The sequence below is a fragment of the Corynebacterium halotolerans YIM 70093 = DSM 44683 genome (genome assembly GCF_000341345.1).
Lineage (GTDB): Bacteria > Actinomycetota > Actinomycetes > Mycobacteriales > Mycobacteriaceae > Corynebacterium > Corynebacterium halotolerans.
Window position 1 is genome coordinate 705,757 of the sequence record NC_020302.1, and the last position, 14,924, is coordinate 720,680.

A 14,924-nucleotide genomic window follows, 5' to 3' on the forward strand; every position below is an offset into this window, starting at 1 on the left:
CCTCTCCTAGAGCTGGTGACCCAGCTTGTACTCGCCCTGCTTCCACTCCGGCAGCGACTCCTCGCCCTCCTCGGGGCGGGTGTAGGAGAAGCCGTCGGCGCCGATGGTCTCCTCGAGTTCGGAGGCGTCGGTGCGCTCGGTCAGCGGGACGAGGTTGCCGTCCAGGTCCAGGACGCGGGAGGCGTCGGTGTACCAGCTCGGCACGACCGGGGTGCCCCACCAGTCGCGGCGCTGGTTGTCGTGGACGTCCCAGACGACGACCGGGTTGTCCGGGTCGCCGGTGTAGTAGTCCTGGGTGTAGATCTCGATGCGGTGGCCGTCCGGGTCCCGCAGGTAGAGGTAGAAGGCGTTGGACACCCCGTGGCGGCCCGGGCCGCGCTCGATGTGGTCCGACATACGCAGGGCGCCGAGCTTGTCGCAGATGGACAGGATGTTGTGCTTCTCGTGGGTGGCGAAGGCGATGTGGTGCATGCGCGGGCCGTCGCCACCGGTCATGGCGGTGTCGTGGACGGTCGGCTTGCGGCGCATCCAGGCGGCGTAGGTGGTGCCCTCCTCGTCGCGGATGGCCTCGGTGACGCGGAAGCCCAGGTCCTCCATGTACTTCTCGGCCTTCGGCACGTCCGGGGTGACCTGGTTGAAGTGGTCCAGGCGGACGAGCGCGCCCGGGGTGTAGAGATCGTAGCGCCAGGCCAGACGCTCGACGTGGTCGACCTCGTGGAAGAACTCGTAGGGGAAGCCCAGCGGGTCCTCGACGCGGACGGAGTCGCCGATACCCTTGACGAAGCCGTCCTTGCGGCGCTCGGTGCGGCAGCCGCGGGCCCGGTAGAACTCCTCGGCCCGGTCGACGTCCTCAGGGGTGCGCACGCGGTAGGAAAACACGCCGACGGCCGCCTCCGGGCCCTTGCGCAGGACGATGTTGTGGTGGATGAACTCCTCGAGGGAACGCAGGTAGATGGCGTTGTCGTCCTCCTCGGTCACGACCAGACCGAGGACGTCGACGTAGAAGTCGCGGGAGCGCTGCAGATCGGTGACGACGATCTCCATGTACGCACAACGCAGGATGTCCGGCACGGCGTTGCCGGTCTCCGGGGCGAGCTCGACGGGTGAATTGGACATGACTGGGGCTCCTTGGGGACGAGAGTGGAGAGGGAAGGGGAGGGGAGGGGATTAGCCGTCGATCTGCTTGGCGTCGTCGGCCTTGCCGAAGACCGGGTTGTGGACCTTGCCGAGGTTGATGTGCACGGCCTGCTGATCGGTGTAGAAGTCGATCGAGCGGTAGCCGCCCTCGTGGCCCAGGCCGGAGGCCTTCACGCCGCCGAAGGGGGTGCGCAGGTCACGGACGTTGTTGGAGTTCAGCCACACCATGCCGGCCTCGATGTTCTGGGCGAAGTTGTGGGCGCGCTTGAGATCGGAGGTCCACAGGTAGGCGGCCAGGCCGTAGCGGGTGTTGTTGGCCAGCTCGAGGGCCTCCTCCTCCGTGTCGAAGGGGGTGATGGCGACGACGGGGCCGAAGATCTCCTCCTGGAAGATGCGGGCGTCCGGGGAAACGTCCGCGAAGACGGTCGGCTGGACGAAGTTGCCCTCCTCGAATCCCTCGGGGCGGCCGCCGCCGGCGACGAGGCGTGCCTCGGACTTGCCGATCTCGATGTAGGAGGTGACCTTCTCGTAGTGCTCCGGGTGGACCAGGGCGCCGACCTCGGTGGCCGGGTCGGAGGGCAGGCCGACCTTCACGCGCTTGGCCTGGGCGGCGTAGCGCTCGACGAACTCGTCGTAGATGGAGCGCTGGACCAGGATGCGGGCACCGGCGGTGCAGCGCTCGCCGTTGAGGGAGAAGACGCCGAAGACGGTGGCGTTGATGGCCTCCTCCAGGTCGGCGTCGTCGAAGACGATGGCCGGGGACTTGCCGCCCAGCTCCATGGACAGACCCTTGAGGTACGGGGCGGCGTTGCCGAAGATGATCTGGCCGGTGCGGGACTCACCGGTGAAGGAGATCAGCGGGACGTCCGGGTGCTTGACCAGGGCGTCACCGGCGGTCTCGCCGAAGCCGTTGACGAGGTTGAACACGCCCTCCGGCAGTCCGGCCTCCTCGAAGATGCCGGCCCACAGCTGGGCGGACAGCGGAGTGAACTCCGCCGGCTTCAGGACCACGGTGTTGCCGGTGGCCAGTGCCGGGGCCAGCTTCCAGGACTCCAGCATGAACGGGGTGTTCCACGGGGTGATCAGGCCGGCGACGCCGATCGGCTTGCGGTTGACGTAGTTGATCTGGCGCCCCGGAACCTTGTAGGTGTCGTCGGACTGCGCGACGATCAGGTCGGCGAAGAAACGGAAGTTCTCCGCGGCGCGGCGGGCCTGGCCGAGGGCCTGGGTGATGGGCAGGCCGGAGTCGAAGCTCTCCATCTCGGCGAGGACCTGGTCGCGGGACTCGACGATGTCGGCGATGCGGTGCAGGACGCGGGAGCGCTCGCGGGGGAGGAGGTTCGGCCACGGGCCCTCCTTGAAGGCCTTGGAGGCGGCCTCAACGGCGGCGTCGATGTCGGCCTTCTTGCCGGAGGCGGCCTGGATGTAGGCCTCGTTGGTCACCGGCTCGAGCACATCGAAGGTGTCGCCGTCGGAGGAGTTGACGAACTTTCCGCCGATGTAGTGCTGGATCTTCTCTGGCAGGTTCTCCGGCTTGGCGTGGGCGACGGTCTGGGACTGGGTGACAGTGGTCATTATTCTTCCTTCGTTTCAGATCGGCTGTTCAGGTACTGTTCGAGCGTTGCGAGGCGGTGGTCGCGGGCAAGCTTCTCGATGTAGACCGGCTCGGCCTCCGCCTGGATCATCATGAGAATCCTCGTGTGTTCCTTGACGGATTCCCAGGCCCGGTTCGGCACGAACGCGAAGGTTGATTCGCGTAGGTAGTCGAGCCGGTTCCACTGGGTGAGGATCAGGTTGACCAGATCCCGGTTCGGACAACTGGAGAACAACGTGCGGTGGAACTTCTGGTTCAGGACCGTGAACTCCTTCGGGTCCAGGTCCGTCAGCGAGGTCTCCATCTTCTCGTTGAGCTCGCTTGCCTTGGCGAGCTGCGAGGGCGTCAGGTAGGGCGCCGCCAGCGCGGTGGCAGCCCCCTCCAGGATCGCCGTCGTCTGCATGCAGTCGATGTACATCTGTCGATCGATCATCGCGACCCGGGCCCCGACGTTGCGTTCGAAGTCAACCAGTCCCTCCGCCTCGAGCTGGCGGATGGCCTCCCGGACCGGAACGACGCTGACGTCGAGCGCCTCCGCGATCGAACTCAGCACCAGACGGTGGCCCGGTGCGAACTCGTTGGAGGTGATCTTCTCCTTGATGAGCTGGTAGGCCTTCTCGGTCTTGCTCATCCCGTCGAAGCGGGGGTCGTTGTGGTCGATCATCAGAGTTGTTCCTCCTTTCCTAGCGGGATTGCGGAGCAGTGGATTTCAGCCATTCCTCGTAGTCCTGCTTCCACTTCCCGGTCGGCGGGAAGAGTCCGTCGACCGGATTGCCCTCCGCGACCCGCTCGGCGACCCATTCGTCCTGCCGCTCCTTGGTCAGGGTGGCGTCGACGACGGATTCCGCCAGATCCCGGGGGATGACGATGACCCCGTCGTCGTCACCGACGATGATGTCTCCCGGGATGACGGTCGCGTTGCCGCAGGCGACGGCCACATCCGCCTCCCAGGGGACGTGCTTGCGGCCGAGTACCGCGGGGTGGGGGCCCTGGGTGAACACCGGGAGCCCGATCTCCTTGACGGCGGTGTAGTCACGCACCCCACCGTCGGTGACGATGCCGGCCGCACCGAGGTGCTTCGCCCGCAGCGCCAGGATGTCGCCGAGGGTGCCGGAGCCGGGCTCGTTCCGGGCCTCGATGACCAGGACCTCGCCGGAGCGGACCGCGTCGAAGGCCTGTTTCTGGGCGTTGTAGCCCCCGCCGTGGCTCTTGAAGAGGTCCTCGCGGCCGGGCAGGAAGCGCAGGGTCTTGGCCACCCCGACCATCTTCGTGCCCGGGGTCTGCGGGTGGACGCCCTCGATGCTGACCTGGTTGAGGCCGCGCTTGCGCAGCTCGGCGGACAGGCCGGCGGTGGGGGCCTCGAGCAGCTTGGCGCGCAGTTCCTCAGGGAGAGCGTTCGGGTCGGCCGGCAGGCCCGCGGCCTCCCGGGAGCCCCAGGCCTCCTCGGTCTGCTTGTCATCCACGTTGGGGAGCATGCCGAGGGACTCGTCGAAGTCGCCCGGCCCCTCGACGATCGTCGTCACCAGCCTGCCGGAGGTCTGGCCGCCGGCGGCGTCGACCTCGATCTCGATGACGTCGCCCGGCTGGACGACGGTCGAGCCGGCCGGGGTCCCGGTCAGGATGACGTCGCCGACCTCGAGGGTCATGTGCTGGGCCAGGTCGGCGACGAACTGCTCCAGCGGGAAGATCATCTCCTCGTCGCTGGTGCCGCTCTCCTGGGAGAGCTCGCCGTTGATCCAGGTGCGGATGCGGAGCTCGCGGGGGCTGACCTCGCGGGCGTCGATCAGCTCGGGGCCCAGCGGAGTGTAGCCGTCGCGGCTCTTGGAGCGGATGTTGGAGCCCTTGTCCTGGGCGCGGTAATCGTAGATCCCCAGGTCGTTGGAGGCGGTCACCCAGCCGACATGATCCCAGGCCTCATCGAGGCGGATCCGGTGGGCCGGCCTGCCGATCACGAGGGCGATCTCACCCTCGAAGGCGAGAAGTTCAGTTCCCGCCGGGCGCTCGACCTTCGAGCCCGAAGTGGAGACCGAGCTGCCCGCCTTCAGGAAATAGGACGGTTGCTTGGGGCGGCGTCCGCGTTGCGCCGCCCGGGACTCGAACGCGGTGTGGACCGCGATGATCTTCCCCGGACTGCGGGGGAGTTCGGGATGGGAATTCATGAAACTCCTTTGCTGACACCTTGACGTGTGACCCAGATCGTATATTATCTGGGTCAGTCGCGCAAGTAAGACAGATCACTCGCAAAGGTGAGAAATCGAATAAGTCACACCAGTGATGTGGTGTGCATCCCAATGTGAAAGGAGCCGGCGTGGACACTAAAATGACAACGCCGCCGCAGCCCTCAGTACCGAAGGCCAACCTGAGGGAAAACCTCCGGGTCTCGGCCGCCACCACCGTCGGAACGGCGATCGAGTGGTACGATTTCTTCCTCTACGCGGCCGCCGCGGGACTGGTGTTCAACAACCTTTTCTTCGGCCCGCTGGGGTCGGGGGCGGCGACCATCGTCGCTTTCCTCTCGGTCGGGCTCAGTTTCGTCTTCCGCCCCCTGGGGGCCTTCCTCGCCGGCCACTTCGGCGACCGGTGGGGTCGGCGGAAGATTCTCATGATCACCCTGATCATGATGGGCGGGGCCACCACCCTCATCGGTCTGCTGCCGACCTATGAATCGGTCGGGTGGCTGGCTCCGGTGCTCCTGATCTTCCTGCGCATCGTCCAGGGCATTTCCGCCGGTGGTGAGTGGGGCGGCGCCGTACTGATGTCGGTTGAGCATGCGCCCGTGCACCGCCGTGGCCTCATGGGGGCGGCCCCGCAGATCGGTGTCCCGGCCGGCCTGCTGATGTCCTCCGGAATGTTGGCGATCATGACCTCCATCGCCCCCGGCGACGCCTTCCTGGAGTGGGGCTGGCGCGTGCCCTTCCTGCTCAGCTTCGTGCTGATCATCGTCGGTTACTTCATCCGCCACGGCGTCGAGGAGTCACCGGTCTTCGAGGAGATCGCCGCCCGTAAGGAAGTCGTCTCCAACCCGGTGGGCAAGCTCTTCCGCCGTCACGGGCTGTTGGTCGCTCTCGCGGCCGTCGTCATGGCGGGCAACAACGCCGTCGGTTACATGACCACAGGTGGTTTCATCCAGAACTACGCCACGAATCCCGAGGGGCCCCTCGGGCTGGACCGTGGGCCGGTCCTGTCGGCGGTGACCCTCTCCGCAGCGACCTGGCTGGTGTTCACCCTGCTCGCGGGAATCGTCTCCGACCTCATCGGCCGGCGAAACACCTACATTCTCGGTTACATCATGCTCTTTGCCGGGGTGCTGGCATTGTTCCCGCTGGTCAACACTGGTCAGATCGGAATGGTCACCTTGGCGCTGGTGCTCCTGACCGTCGGGCTCGGATTCACCTACGGGCAGCAGTCGGCGATGTACGCCGAGCTCTTCCCGGCCTCCGTGCGCTTCTCCGGCGTCTCCATCACCTACGCCATCGGCGCCATCATCGGCGGCGCCTTCGCGCCGACGATCGCCTCGGCCCTGGTTCAGGCCACCGGCACCACGGCGGCCGTCACCATCTATTTGGGGACCATGGCGCTCCTCGCGCTGGCCGCGGCGCTGGTGCTGCGGGACCGGAAGGGGATTCCGCTGGGCCCGGATCATGAGGAGCTGCAGCGGATCAGTCCGGTTCGCGGGGTGGGGCGCAGGCCTGTGGTTGAGGAGGTGGCGTGATTTCCGGGGAAAGATAGCGGGTTCAGGAAGATATACGAAAAGATCACGTCATATACGATTGCCGCGCTCATGCGGCGGCGGAATCATCTCATCCCGGCGACCGAGGGGCGGTTTTCCCACCGGTTCCCGTCGCGGATGACGAACCACACCTGAAGGAGTAATCATGCAGTTCCACCACCACGGCTACGTCTCCGAGGATCCGCGCGTCATACCCGCCGCCCCGGGGATGCCCCGCTCCGCCGAACTCCCGGAGGAGATGGACGTCCTGATCGTCGGCGCCGGGCCCGCCGGCATGATCGCCGCGGCCCAGCTGTCGATGTTCCCCGGCGTGCACACCCGCCTCATCGACCGGCGCCCGCACCGCCTCGACATCGGCCAGGCCGACGGCATCCAGGCCCGCAGCGTCGAGACCTTCCAGGCCTTCGGCTTCGCCAACGAGATCATCGACGAGGCCTACTGGCTCACCGAGATGGCCTTCTGGAACCCGGATCCGGAGAACCCGGAGAACATCATCCGCACCGGCCGCGCCATCGACGACGAGTACGGCATCAGCGAGTTCAAGCACCTGATCGTCAACCAGGCCCGTATCCTGGACCACTTCGCCACCTTCATGGCGAATTCCCCGAGCCGGATGACCCCCAACTTCGGCTGGGAGTTCCTCGATCTCAAGGTCGCCGAGAACCCGGACTCCGTGGAATACCCGGTCACCGTGGAACTGAAGAACGTGGAGACCGGTGAGCGGAAGACCGTGCGCACCAAGTACGTCTACGGCACCGACGGAGCCAAGAGCGGTGTCCGCCACGCCATCGGCTGCACCCTCGACGGCGACCAGGCCAACCAGGCCTGGGGCGTGATGGATGTGCTGGCCAAGACCGACTTCCCGGACATCCGCACCAAGTGCGCCATCCACTCCAGCGCGGGCAGCATCCTACACATCCCGCGCGAGGGTGGGCACCTGTTCCGCATGTACGTCGACCTGGGCATGGTCGGCCCGGAGGACAAGGGCGCCATCCGCAAGACCCCGATCGAGACCGTCATCGAGAAGGCCAACGCGATCATCCACCCCTACAGCCTCGAGGTGAAGGACGTGGCCTGGAGCAGCGTCTACGAGGTCGGCCACCGCGTGACCGACCGCTTCGACAACCTCACCGCGGACAGCCCGGCGGATGAGACCCCGCGCGTGTTCATCGGCGGCGACGCCTGCCACACCCACAGCGCCAAGGCCGGCCAGGGCATGAACGTCTCCATGCAGGACGGCTTCAACCTCGCCTGGAAGCTGGGCCACGTCGTCGAGGGGCGCAGCCCGAAGTCGCTGCTGCGCACCTACTCCGAGGAGCGCCTGGACATCGCCCGGAACCTCATCGACTTCGACAAGCAGTGGTCCAGGCTCATGGCCACCAAGCCGGAGGAGCTCGAGGATCCGAAGATGGTCGAGGAGTTCTACGTCAAGACCGCCGAGTTCCCGGCCGGTTTCATGACCGAGTACGAGCCCTCCCTGATCACCGGGGACGCCTCGCAGCAGGAGCTGGCCACCGGCTACCCGCTGGGCAAGCGTTTCAAGTCCGCGAAGGTCGTGCGCGTGTGTGACACCAACCCGGTCCACATCGGCCACCACGCCACCGCGGACGGCCGCTGGCGGATCTACGCCTTCGCCGATCAGCCGGCCCCCGGACAGGACTCGAAGCTGACCCGCTGGGCCGAGTGGCTGGGCAACGATCCGGCCTCCCCGGTCGTCGCGCACACGCCCGTGGACGCCGACGAGGACGCCTACTTCGACGTCAAGGTGATCTACCAGCAGCGCCACACGGAGTTCAACTTCACGGACGCTCCCCGGGTGTTCCGCCCGGAGGTCGGTCCCTTCCAGCTGACCGATTACGAGAAGGTCTACGGTGTGCTGCCGGACGAGGACATCTTCGAGGAGCGCGGGATCTCCCGCGACGGCGCGGTGGTGGTGGTCCGCCCGGACCAGTACGTCGCCGCGATTCTGCCGCTGGACGACACGCAGGCACTCACGGACTTCTTCAACCCGATCTTCGACACCACCTCGCAGCTGGCGTCGGTCTAGGACGGGTCCCATGATTTCCTGAGCCGTGCCGCCACTGCAGTGACCGGAACTCCGGCCCGGTGGGACAAGCGCATGCCTGTCCTACCGGATGCTCCGTTCCGGTCCCTGTCTGAAGTTGTGGAACCGGGGGCACCCCGCCCAGCGCCGCGGGGTATCCCACCGGCTATTGGCTCTCAGTCCTGCCTGAGGGCATCAGCACCATCATGCTGGTCGGACTGATGGGCGAGATCCGTCGGCGGATCGAGCATGACCGTCGAGAACTCAGAGCCGGATTGGGGTTGGAGCATTTCGAGGGCCGGAGCTGGCTGGGCGGGCATCACCGGACGGTGCTGGTGACCGTGGTGCATCTGTATGTCATGTATGACACCGCCCAGCGGTTGGCTGTCGACCCAAAAGCCCCGGAGACGGTGTGAGCTTGTGTGCCACACCCACTGAACTCCAAACGATGGTCGTCCAACTATCGGCTTGTTGCCGTGCTACGGCCGCGCCCCTACCTGAGATGCACTACTGGCACGGCGCGGATGGTCGTGCTGCGCTACTCTTGCCTGAGCACCGCATCGTGGTTGCTGGGCGCTTCCGGTCTTCCGTGGGTGTTCCCGATTGAACTGATGCGGACCGCTACGGCACGGCCTGAGAAGGCCAACGGGGTTCAAGTCCCCTCCCTCCTGATACGGGTTGCCGTCGCCCGGAATCTCTCCGGCGGCAGCCAGTGGCCCGGCCCGATCCTGCGTCTCAGGCGCAGGGGACGCACCGACGCCCCGCTTCTGTCGGCCCCGGCCGGCGGCAACCCCCTGAACTTTTCTGGGTGATCGCATGGGTATCTTCCGTTCCCGTTCCGCCGACCGCGGCTGGACCATGTACTCGCCGCTGTCGAGCGGCGTGAGGTGGCAGCCAGCGTCCCTGCGCTCTCCCGTCCCGCGGGCCGGGCACGCCGTGCTGCGTCAGCGCGAGGGCGGGATCACCCGGCTGCGTGCCCGGGAGTTCTCTCGTCCGGGAGACCATTTTCTGCAGGTCGATCTGCGTCGACGGTTGATCCAGATGCACCCGCAGTCAATCCCCACCGCCGACGCCATGACCGTGACGGTCACGCTGGCGCTGTCGGCGCGCACCGTTGAACCGGTCTCGTTTGTCTCCGATTCCCAGGGCCCCGACGAGGAGATCTACCTCGCCGCTCAGATCGCGCTGCGCGAACTCGTCGCCGGACTCCCACTGGAGGCGTTCGTCGGTACCCGTATCGACCTGACCCCGGTGCTGGTGGCCGCGCAGACGGCTGCCGCGGCCGTCGGCGTGGAGGTGGCCACGGTCCTGCTCAAGGACGTCAGTTTGCCTGCGGAGTACTCCTCCGCCCTGCAGGAGGCATTGGTGGCCAAGGTGAAATCCGAAACCGACCTGGAACGCGCCCGCAACGAGGTCAAGACCACCCGCGCACGGCTGGCCAGTGCCAAGGTGCTGGAGCAAAACCCCGTGCTGGCGAAGATCCGCATGCTCGAGGCGCTGCCCCCGGGCTCCACCATCGAGGTCCGCGGCGAGCAGTCCTAGGCGACGTTACGGCACACAGGATGAGCCGCCGGCGGATTGCTCCTACCCAGAGCGGTTGCGCCACGGACGCGATGATCAACGGTGGAGGAACTACCCCCGACACAGGTACCGGCGAAGTACGGATGCCCGCGGGGGTTCAGCAGGCCACCCGGAGTGCTGTCCGAAGTTGTGGAAAGCCGCAGAACGAAGCTGCAAGTCACAGTCTCAGTGGGGGTCGGCCGCAGATTCCGCGCCGGGGGCCGTCGTGCGCACATGCGCCCGTTCCCCCTGACGGCCGAAGAGGCTGAGATATTCCACCGGGCCTTCCGCGGTGGCGCCGAACCAGTGCGGGGTGGAGGTGTCGAACTCCGCGGCCTCACCGGGTTCGAGGACCATGTCCCGGTCTCCGAGGATCAGCCGCAGCCTGCCATTGAGGACGTAGACCCAGTCGTAGCCCTCGTGGGTGTGCATGCGGGGACGCCGGCCGGTGCGGTCAGCGGGCTTGATGAATTTGTACGCCTGGATCCCGCCGGGCCGTCTCGTCAGCGGGAGAACCACGGTGTCACCGCCGATGGGCAACGGGCGCAGGTTGATGCGCGGGTCGCCGGTGGGCGGGGCGTCGACAAGCTCATCGAGCGTGACCCCGTGCGCGCGGGCGAGCGGAAGCAGCTGCTCGAGGGTGGGGCGCCGCAGCCCTGATTCCAGGCGTGACAGCGTGGACGCGGAGATGCCGGTCTGCTCGGCAAGCTCGGCCAGAGTGGTGTCGCGCCGCTGGCGGAGGCGTTTGAGTCGGGGGCCGACGGCTGCGAGGGTGCGGTCGATGCGGTTGTCCATGCTGGCTATATTGCCATTCGGCAATATAGATTGCCAGATAGTTCGGAGGGGGTTTAGGTTCAGTTCAATACAGCAGGAGCAGACCGGAGGGAGCCGGAAATGTCAGTGGAGAATGAGCTGCGTGACGCCATCGTCGTCGGCGGCGGCGCAGCCGGGCTGGGCGCGGCGCTCACCCTCGCCCGCGCGCGGCGGAGCGTGGCCGTGATCGACGCCGGCCAGCCGCGGAATGCACCCGCCGACGGGGCGCACGGGTTGTTGGGGCAGGAGGGCATCAATCCCCTGGAACTGCTGGAACGCGGCCGGCGGGAGGTGACCGGCTACGGCGGGGAGATCCGTACCGGGGAAGTCGTCGATGTGGCCGGGGAGAGCGGGGCGTTCGTGGTTTCGCTGCGGTCCGGTGGGAGGCTGTACGCCCGGCGGCTGGTGATCGCGACCGGGCTGGTCGACGAGCTGCCGGAGATCCCGGGGCTCCGCGAGCAATGGGGCCGCAGTGTGGTGCACTGCCCCTACTGCCACGGCTGGGAGGTCTCCGACCGGAAGATCGCGGTGCTGGGCACCGGACCGATGATGGTGCATCAGGCGCTGCTGTTCCACCAGTGGAGCCGGGACATCTCCCTGTTCAGTCGCGGCCTGAACATCCCGGACGGGGACCGGCGCAAACTCGACGCCCTGGGCATCCCGGTCATTCCCGACGAGGTGGCCGAGGTTGTCTCCGAAGGGGGCCGCCTGACCGGGGTGAAGCTGGTCGACGGCACCGTCCACGCGGCCGAGGCCGTCTCGGTGGGCACCCGGATGCTGGCCCGGGCGGAGGTGTTCGCCGGCATCGGGATCACCGTCACCGAGCATCCGATGGGTAGTTTCATCGCCACGGATGGGCTCGGTCGGGCGGACGTGCCGGGCGTGTGGGTGGCCGGCAACGCCACCGACCTGTCCGCGCAGGTCGGCGCATCCGCCGCCGAGGGAAGCAAGGTGGCCGCACAACTCAACTTCGACCTGGTCGACGAGGACGTGACGAAGGCCGTGGCGGCCGCTGGAACCGGCTAGGTTTTCCTGGTCGTGCAGGCTCCGGCCCTGAGTGCCACGGGGAGGGGTACAGCCGGTTTCAGAACCGGTGCACCATGACCTCGCAGTCCAGCCCGCCCCGGTGCTCCACGGTCTGGAAGCCGTGCCTCAGATACAGCCGGCGGGCCCGGTCGTTGCCGTCGTCGACCGCCAGGGACACCCCCGGGTGGCCGGCGGTCCGGGCGAGATCGAGCGCGGCGTCGACAAGCGCGCCGCCGAGGCCGTGCCCGGCAAAGCGCCCCTCGACGGCGATGGCCAGTTCCGGGAGCGCGGTCTCGACGAGGCCGAAGACGGGACGATGGTCGACGCCCGCCCGCAGCCACACCCCGCCCGCGGGAACGCCCTGCGGGCTCAGGGCGATGACGCCGCCCTGATCGGGGGACCAGGCGTCGACGTAGGTGCCCAGGTCCTCCGCGAAGTTGTCGCTGACCGGCCGGGACTCGTCGCCGAAGACATCGGTGAGGTAGAGCAGCCGCGCCAGGTAGGTGCGGTCTGCCTCGGTGGCCGGGCGCAGGCGGAACTCAGGGGTGCTCATGGGGCCACAGCCTAGTCCTCGTAGAAGCCGGAGGGCCCGCGCCCGCTGAGCCACACACCCAGGATGAGGGCCGGGGCCAGCAGAATCAGCCAGGGCAGTCCCAGTACGGCCGCCACGATGAAGATGCCCACCCAGGACAGGGCGAGCCCGGCGATCTTCCGGGTGTCGCGCAGCGCCGGCGTGCGCTCCGGGGCGACGGCGGCGGGCACCTCGGGTACCGAGGCCTCGGCCGGCAGGTCGGCCAGGACGGCGTCGAGATCCCCGCGGGTGCGGGCGGCGACGACCGACGCCGAGCGCTCCTCGAACTCGTTGACGTCCAGATGTCCGGTGCCGGTCAACCTGCTGAGCCGTTCCAGGGCGTGGTTGCGCTCGGCGTCGCCGATACGTCTCGACCGCTCCGGAAGTGACATACCTCTCACCCTAGCCGCCTGTCACGGCGTGGAAAAGGGCTGACGGGCACGGCGGGCCGGTGAGCCGGTCGGCCGGGTCCTGCAGTTCACTGCGCCAGGTCGCCCGGTTGCGGTCGGCGTCGGTGGCGGTGCTCCCGGGGCAGGGGAGGGACATGCCCTGATGCTGGTCCCGCAGGGGCGGACAGGTGCGGTGCGTACCGGCCCGTGGCAACGACGAAGGCCCCGCCGAAGCGGGGCCCACGGACTCACAGAGGAAACCGGGTTACTTGATCTCCAGCAGCACGGAGCCCTTGGTCACGCCGGAGCCGGCCTCGATGGCCAGGCCGGTGACGGTGCCGGACTTGTGGGCCTTGACGGGGTTCTCCATCTTCATGGCCTCGAGCACGACGACGACCTCACCCTCGGTGACCTCGGCGCCCTCGGTGACGTTGACCTTGATGACGGTGCCCTGCATCGGGGCGGTCACGGAGTCGCCGGAGGCGGCGTTCGCGCCACCGCTGGAGCGGCGCTTCTTGGCCTTCTTCTTCGGGGCTGAACCGCCCAGCGCCAGATCGGCCGGCAGGGCGATCTCCACGCGGCGGCCGTTGACCTCGACGACGAACTTGTTCGCCGGGGTGGACTCGTCCTCGGGGGCGTCGGCCGGGTCGACCCAGGGCTCGAGGCGGTTGTCCCAGGCCTCCTCGATCCACTTGGTGTAGACGTCGAAGCCCTCGCCGTCGCCGATGAAGGCCGGCTCGTCGATGACCGTGCGGTGGAACGGGATGACCGTGGGCATGCCCTCGACGACGAACTCGTCCAGGGCGCGGCGGGAGCGGGCCAGTGCCTCGTCACGGTTCTCGCCGTAGATGATCAGCTTGCCGAGCATGGAGTCGAACTGGCCGCCGATGACGGAACCGGCGCGCACGCCGGAGTCGACGCGCACGCCCGGGCCGGACGGCTCGGAGTAGGCGGTGACGGTGCCCGGGGCGGGCATGAAGTTGTTGCCGGCGTCCTCACCGTTGATACGGAACTCGAAGGCGTGGCCGCGCGGGGTCGGGTCCTCGGTGAAGCGCAGCTTCTCGCCCTCGGCGATGCGGAACTGCTCGCGGACCAGGTCGAGACCGGTGGTGGCCTCGGTGACCGGGTGCTCGACCTGCAGACGGGTGTTGACCTCGAGGAAGGAGATCAGGCCGTCGGCGCCGACCAGGAACTCGACGGTGCCGGCGCCGTAGTAGCCGGCCTCGCGGCAGATCGCCTTCGCGGAGGAGTGGATGCGCTCGCGCTGCTCGTCGGTCAGGAAGGGGGCGGGGGCCTCCTCGACGAGCTTCTGGAAGCGGCGCTGCAGGGAGCAGTCGCGGGTGCCGGCGACGATGACGTTGCCGTGCTGGTCGGCGAGCACCTGGGCCTCGACGTGGCGGGCCTTGTCCAGGTAACGCTCGACGAAGCATTCGCCACGGCCGAAGGCGGAGACGGCCTCGCGGGTGGCGGACTCGTAGAGCTCGGCGACCTCGTCCATGGTGTGGGCGACCTTCATGCCACGGCCACCGCCGCCGAAGGCGGCCTTGATGGCGATCGGCAGGCCGTGCTCCTTGGCGAACTCGACGACCTCGTCGGCGTCGGCGACCGGGTCCTTGGTGCCCGGGGCCATCGGGGCCTCGGCACGCTCGGCGATGTGGCGGGCGGTGACCTTGTCGCCGAGGTCGGCGATGGACTTCGGGGAGGGGCCGATCCAGATCAGGTCGGCGTCGATGACGGCCTGGGCGAAGTCGGCGTTCTCGGAGAGGAAGCCGTAACCGGGGTGGATGGCGTCGGCGCCGGACTTGGCGGCGGCGTCGATGATCTTCTCGATCACGAGGTAGGACTCGGCCGAGGTCTGGCCACCCAGGGCGAAGGCTTCGTCCGCGAGCCCGACGAACGGGGCGTCGGCGTCGGGCTCGGCGTAGACGGCGACGCTGGCGATGCCGGCGTCCTTGGCGGCACGGATCACGCGGACGGCGATCTCGCCACGGTTGGCCACCAGGACCTTCGTGATCTTTCTGGTCTCAACTGCCACTTACTGGCCTCCTGGTTTCTGAGCA

14 protein-coding genes are annotated in these 14,924 nt (G+C 67.8%); 5 read left to right on the plus strand and 9 right to left on the minus strand.

Annotated elements, in window-relative coordinates:
- Nucleotides 1-6 precede the first annotated feature (6 nt).
- The 4 genes from hpaD to A605_RS03365 are packed head-to-tail and all read right to left on the minus strand — an operon-like array spanning nt 7 to nt 4,890.
- On the minus strand, nt 7-1,116 hold the full coding sequence (hpaD, locus tag A605_RS03350) for a 3,4-dihydroxyphenylacetate 2,3-dioxygenase (RefSeq protein ID WP_015400094.1): 1,110 nt from the start codon (nt 1,114-1,116) through the stop codon (nt 7-9).
- Nucleotides 1,117-1,167: 51 nt separating this feature from the next.
- The gene (gene hpaE / locus A605_RS03355; RefSeq protein WP_015400095.1) at nt 1,168-2,712 is read right to left on the minus strand and encodes a 5-carboxymethyl-2-hydroxymuconate semialdehyde dehydrogenase; all 1,545 of its coding nucleotides are present in this window, start codon (nt 2,710-2,712) and stop codon (nt 1,168-1,170) included.
- Nucleotides 2,712-3,395 (minus strand): GntR family transcriptional regulator, encoded by a 684-nt coding sequence (locus A605_RS03360; protein ID WP_015400096.1) that lies wholly within the window; start codon nt 3,393-3,395, stop codon nt 2,712-2,714. The genes hpaE and A605_RS03360 overlap by 1 nt, the downstream gene beginning before the upstream one ends.
- Before the next feature lie 19 nt (nt 3,396-3,414).
- Nucleotides 3,415-4,890 carry a fumarylacetoacetate hydrolase family protein gene (locus tag A605_RS03365; RefSeq protein WP_015400097.1) on the minus strand — a complete coding sequence of 492 codons (1,476 nt, stop codon included), beginning with the start codon at nt 4,888-4,890 and terminating at the stop codon, nt 3,415-3,417.
- A gap of 161 nt (nt 4,891-5,051) precedes the next feature.
- Here A605_RS03365 and A605_RS03370 point away from each other — a divergent pair, with 161 nt between their 5' ends.
- The 4 genes from A605_RS03370 (at nt 5,052) to A605_RS03385 (ending at nt 10,047) form a co-directional block, all read left to right on the plus strand.
- A complete protein-coding gene (locus A605_RS03370) occupies nt 5,052-6,443 on the plus strand; it encodes an MFS transporter (protein ID WP_015400098.1) in 1,392 nt (463 codons plus the stop codon).
- Between the two features lie 163 nt (nt 6,444-6,606).
- Nucleotides 6,607-8,508: an FAD-binding monooxygenase gene (locus A605_RS03375; protein ID WP_015400099.1), complete on the plus strand. Its 1,902-nt coding sequence runs from the start codon at nt 6,607-6,609 to the stop codon at nt 8,506-8,508.
- A 203-nt stretch (nt 8,509-8,711) separates the two neighbouring features.
- Complete coding sequence (locus A605_RS03380; RefSeq protein WP_015400100.1) at nt 8,712-8,921, plus strand: hypothetical protein; 210 nt, start codon at nt 8,712-8,714, stop codon at nt 8,919-8,921.
- Nucleotides 8,922-9,321: 400 nt separating this feature from the next.
- Nucleotides 9,322-10,047: an SPFH domain-containing protein gene (locus tag A605_RS03385; RefSeq protein WP_015400101.1), complete on the plus strand. Its 726-nt coding sequence runs from the start codon at nt 9,322-9,324 to the stop codon at nt 10,045-10,047.
- Between the two features lie 204 nt (nt 10,048-10,251).
- Here the strand turns inward: A605_RS03385 and A605_RS03390 are convergent, their stop codons facing one another.
- Nucleotides 10,252-10,860, minus strand: coding sequence for a helix-turn-helix domain-containing protein (locus tag A605_RS03390; RefSeq protein WP_015400102.1), 609 nt, complete (start codon nt 10,858-10,860; stop codon nt 10,252-10,254).
- Between the two features lie 99 nt (nt 10,861-10,959).
- Between A605_RS03390 and A605_RS03395 the strand changes: the two genes are divergently transcribed.
- Nucleotides 10,960-11,904, plus strand: coding sequence for an NAD(P)/FAD-dependent oxidoreductase (locus A605_RS03395; protein WP_015400103.1), 945 nt, complete (start codon nt 10,960-10,962; stop codon nt 11,902-11,904).
- A 58-nt stretch (nt 11,905-11,962) separates the two neighbouring features.
- On the opposite strand, the gene A605_RS03400 is transcribed toward A605_RS03395, so the two are convergent.
- The 4 genes from A605_RS03400 to A605_RS03410 all read right to left on the minus strand — a co-directional run bounded on the left by A605_RS03400 (nt 11,963) and on the right by A605_RS03410 (nt 14,899).
- On the minus strand, nt 11,963-12,457 hold the full coding sequence (locus A605_RS03400; RefSeq protein ID WP_015400104.1) for a GNAT family N-acetyltransferase: 495 nt from the start codon (nt 12,455-12,457) through the stop codon (nt 11,963-11,965).
- Between the two features lie 11 nt (nt 12,458-12,468).
- Complete coding sequence (locus A605_RS03405) at nt 12,469-12,867, minus strand: DUF1707 SHOCT-like domain-containing protein (RefSeq protein ID WP_015400105.1); 399 nt, start codon at nt 12,865-12,867, stop codon at nt 12,469-12,471.
- A gap of 10 nt (nt 12,868-12,877) precedes the next feature.
- Nucleotides 12,878-13,021 carry a hypothetical protein gene (locus A605_RS15470; protein WP_154653282.1) on the minus strand — a complete coding sequence of 48 codons (144 nt, stop codon included), beginning with the start codon at nt 13,019-13,021 and terminating at the stop codon, nt 12,878-12,880.
- A 108-nt stretch (nt 13,022-13,129) separates the two neighbouring features.
- A complete protein-coding gene (locus A605_RS03410; RefSeq protein WP_015400106.1) occupies nt 13,130-14,899 on the minus strand; it encodes an acetyl-CoA carboxylase biotin carboxylase subunit in 1,770 nt (589 codons plus the stop codon).
- Between the last annotated feature and the right edge of the window lie 25 nt (nt 14,900-14,924).

Bases quoted from the DNA above. Each gene is read 5' to 3' on its own strand.
- hpaD (WP_015400094.1), bottom strand. From the start codon at position 1,116: ATGTCCAATTCACCCGTCGAGCTCGCCCCGGAGACCGGCAACGCCGTG.
- hpaE (WP_015400095.1), bottom strand. From the start codon at position 2,712: ATGACCACTGTCACCCAGTCCCAGACCGTCGCCCACGCCAAGCCGGAG.
- A605_RS03360 (WP_015400096.1), bottom strand. From the start codon at position 3,395: ATGATCGACCACAACGACCCCCGCTTCGACGGGATGAGCAAGACCGAG.
- A605_RS03365 (WP_015400097.1), bottom strand. From the start codon at position 4,890: ATGAATTCCCATCCCGAACTCCCCCGCAGTCCGGGGAAGATCATCGCG.
- A605_RS03370 (WP_015400098.1), top strand. From the start codon at position 5,052: ATGACAACGCCGCCGCAGCCCTCAGTACCGAAGGCCAACCTGAGGGAA.
- A605_RS03375 (WP_015400099.1), top strand. From the start codon at position 6,607: ATGCAGTTCCACCACCACGGCTACGTCTCCGAGGATCCGCGCGTCATA.
- A605_RS03380 (WP_015400100.1), top strand. From the start codon at position 8,712: ATGCTGGTCGGACTGATGGGCGAGATCCGTCGGCGGATCGAGCATGAC.
- A605_RS03385 (WP_015400101.1), top strand. From the start codon at position 9,322: ATGGGTATCTTCCGTTCCCGTTCCGCCGACCGCGGCTGGACCATGTAC.
- A605_RS03390 (WP_015400102.1), bottom strand. From the start codon at position 10,860: ATGGACAACCGCATCGACCGCACCCTCGCAGCCGTCGGCCCCCGACTC.
- A605_RS03395 (WP_015400103.1), top strand. From the start codon at position 10,960: ATGTCAGTGGAGAATGAGCTGCGTGACGCCATCGTCGTCGGCGGCGGC.
- A605_RS03400 (WP_015400104.1), bottom strand. From the start codon at position 12,457: ATGAGCACCCCTGAGTTCCGCCTGCGCCCGGCCACCGAGGCAGACCGC.
- A605_RS03405 (WP_015400105.1), bottom strand. From the start codon at position 12,867: ATGTCACTTCCGGAGCGGTCGAGACGTATCGGCGACGCCGAGCGCAAC.
- A605_RS15470 (WP_154653282.1), bottom strand. From the start codon at position 13,021: ATGTCCCTCCCCTGCCCCGGGAGCACCGCCACCGACGCCGACCGCAAC.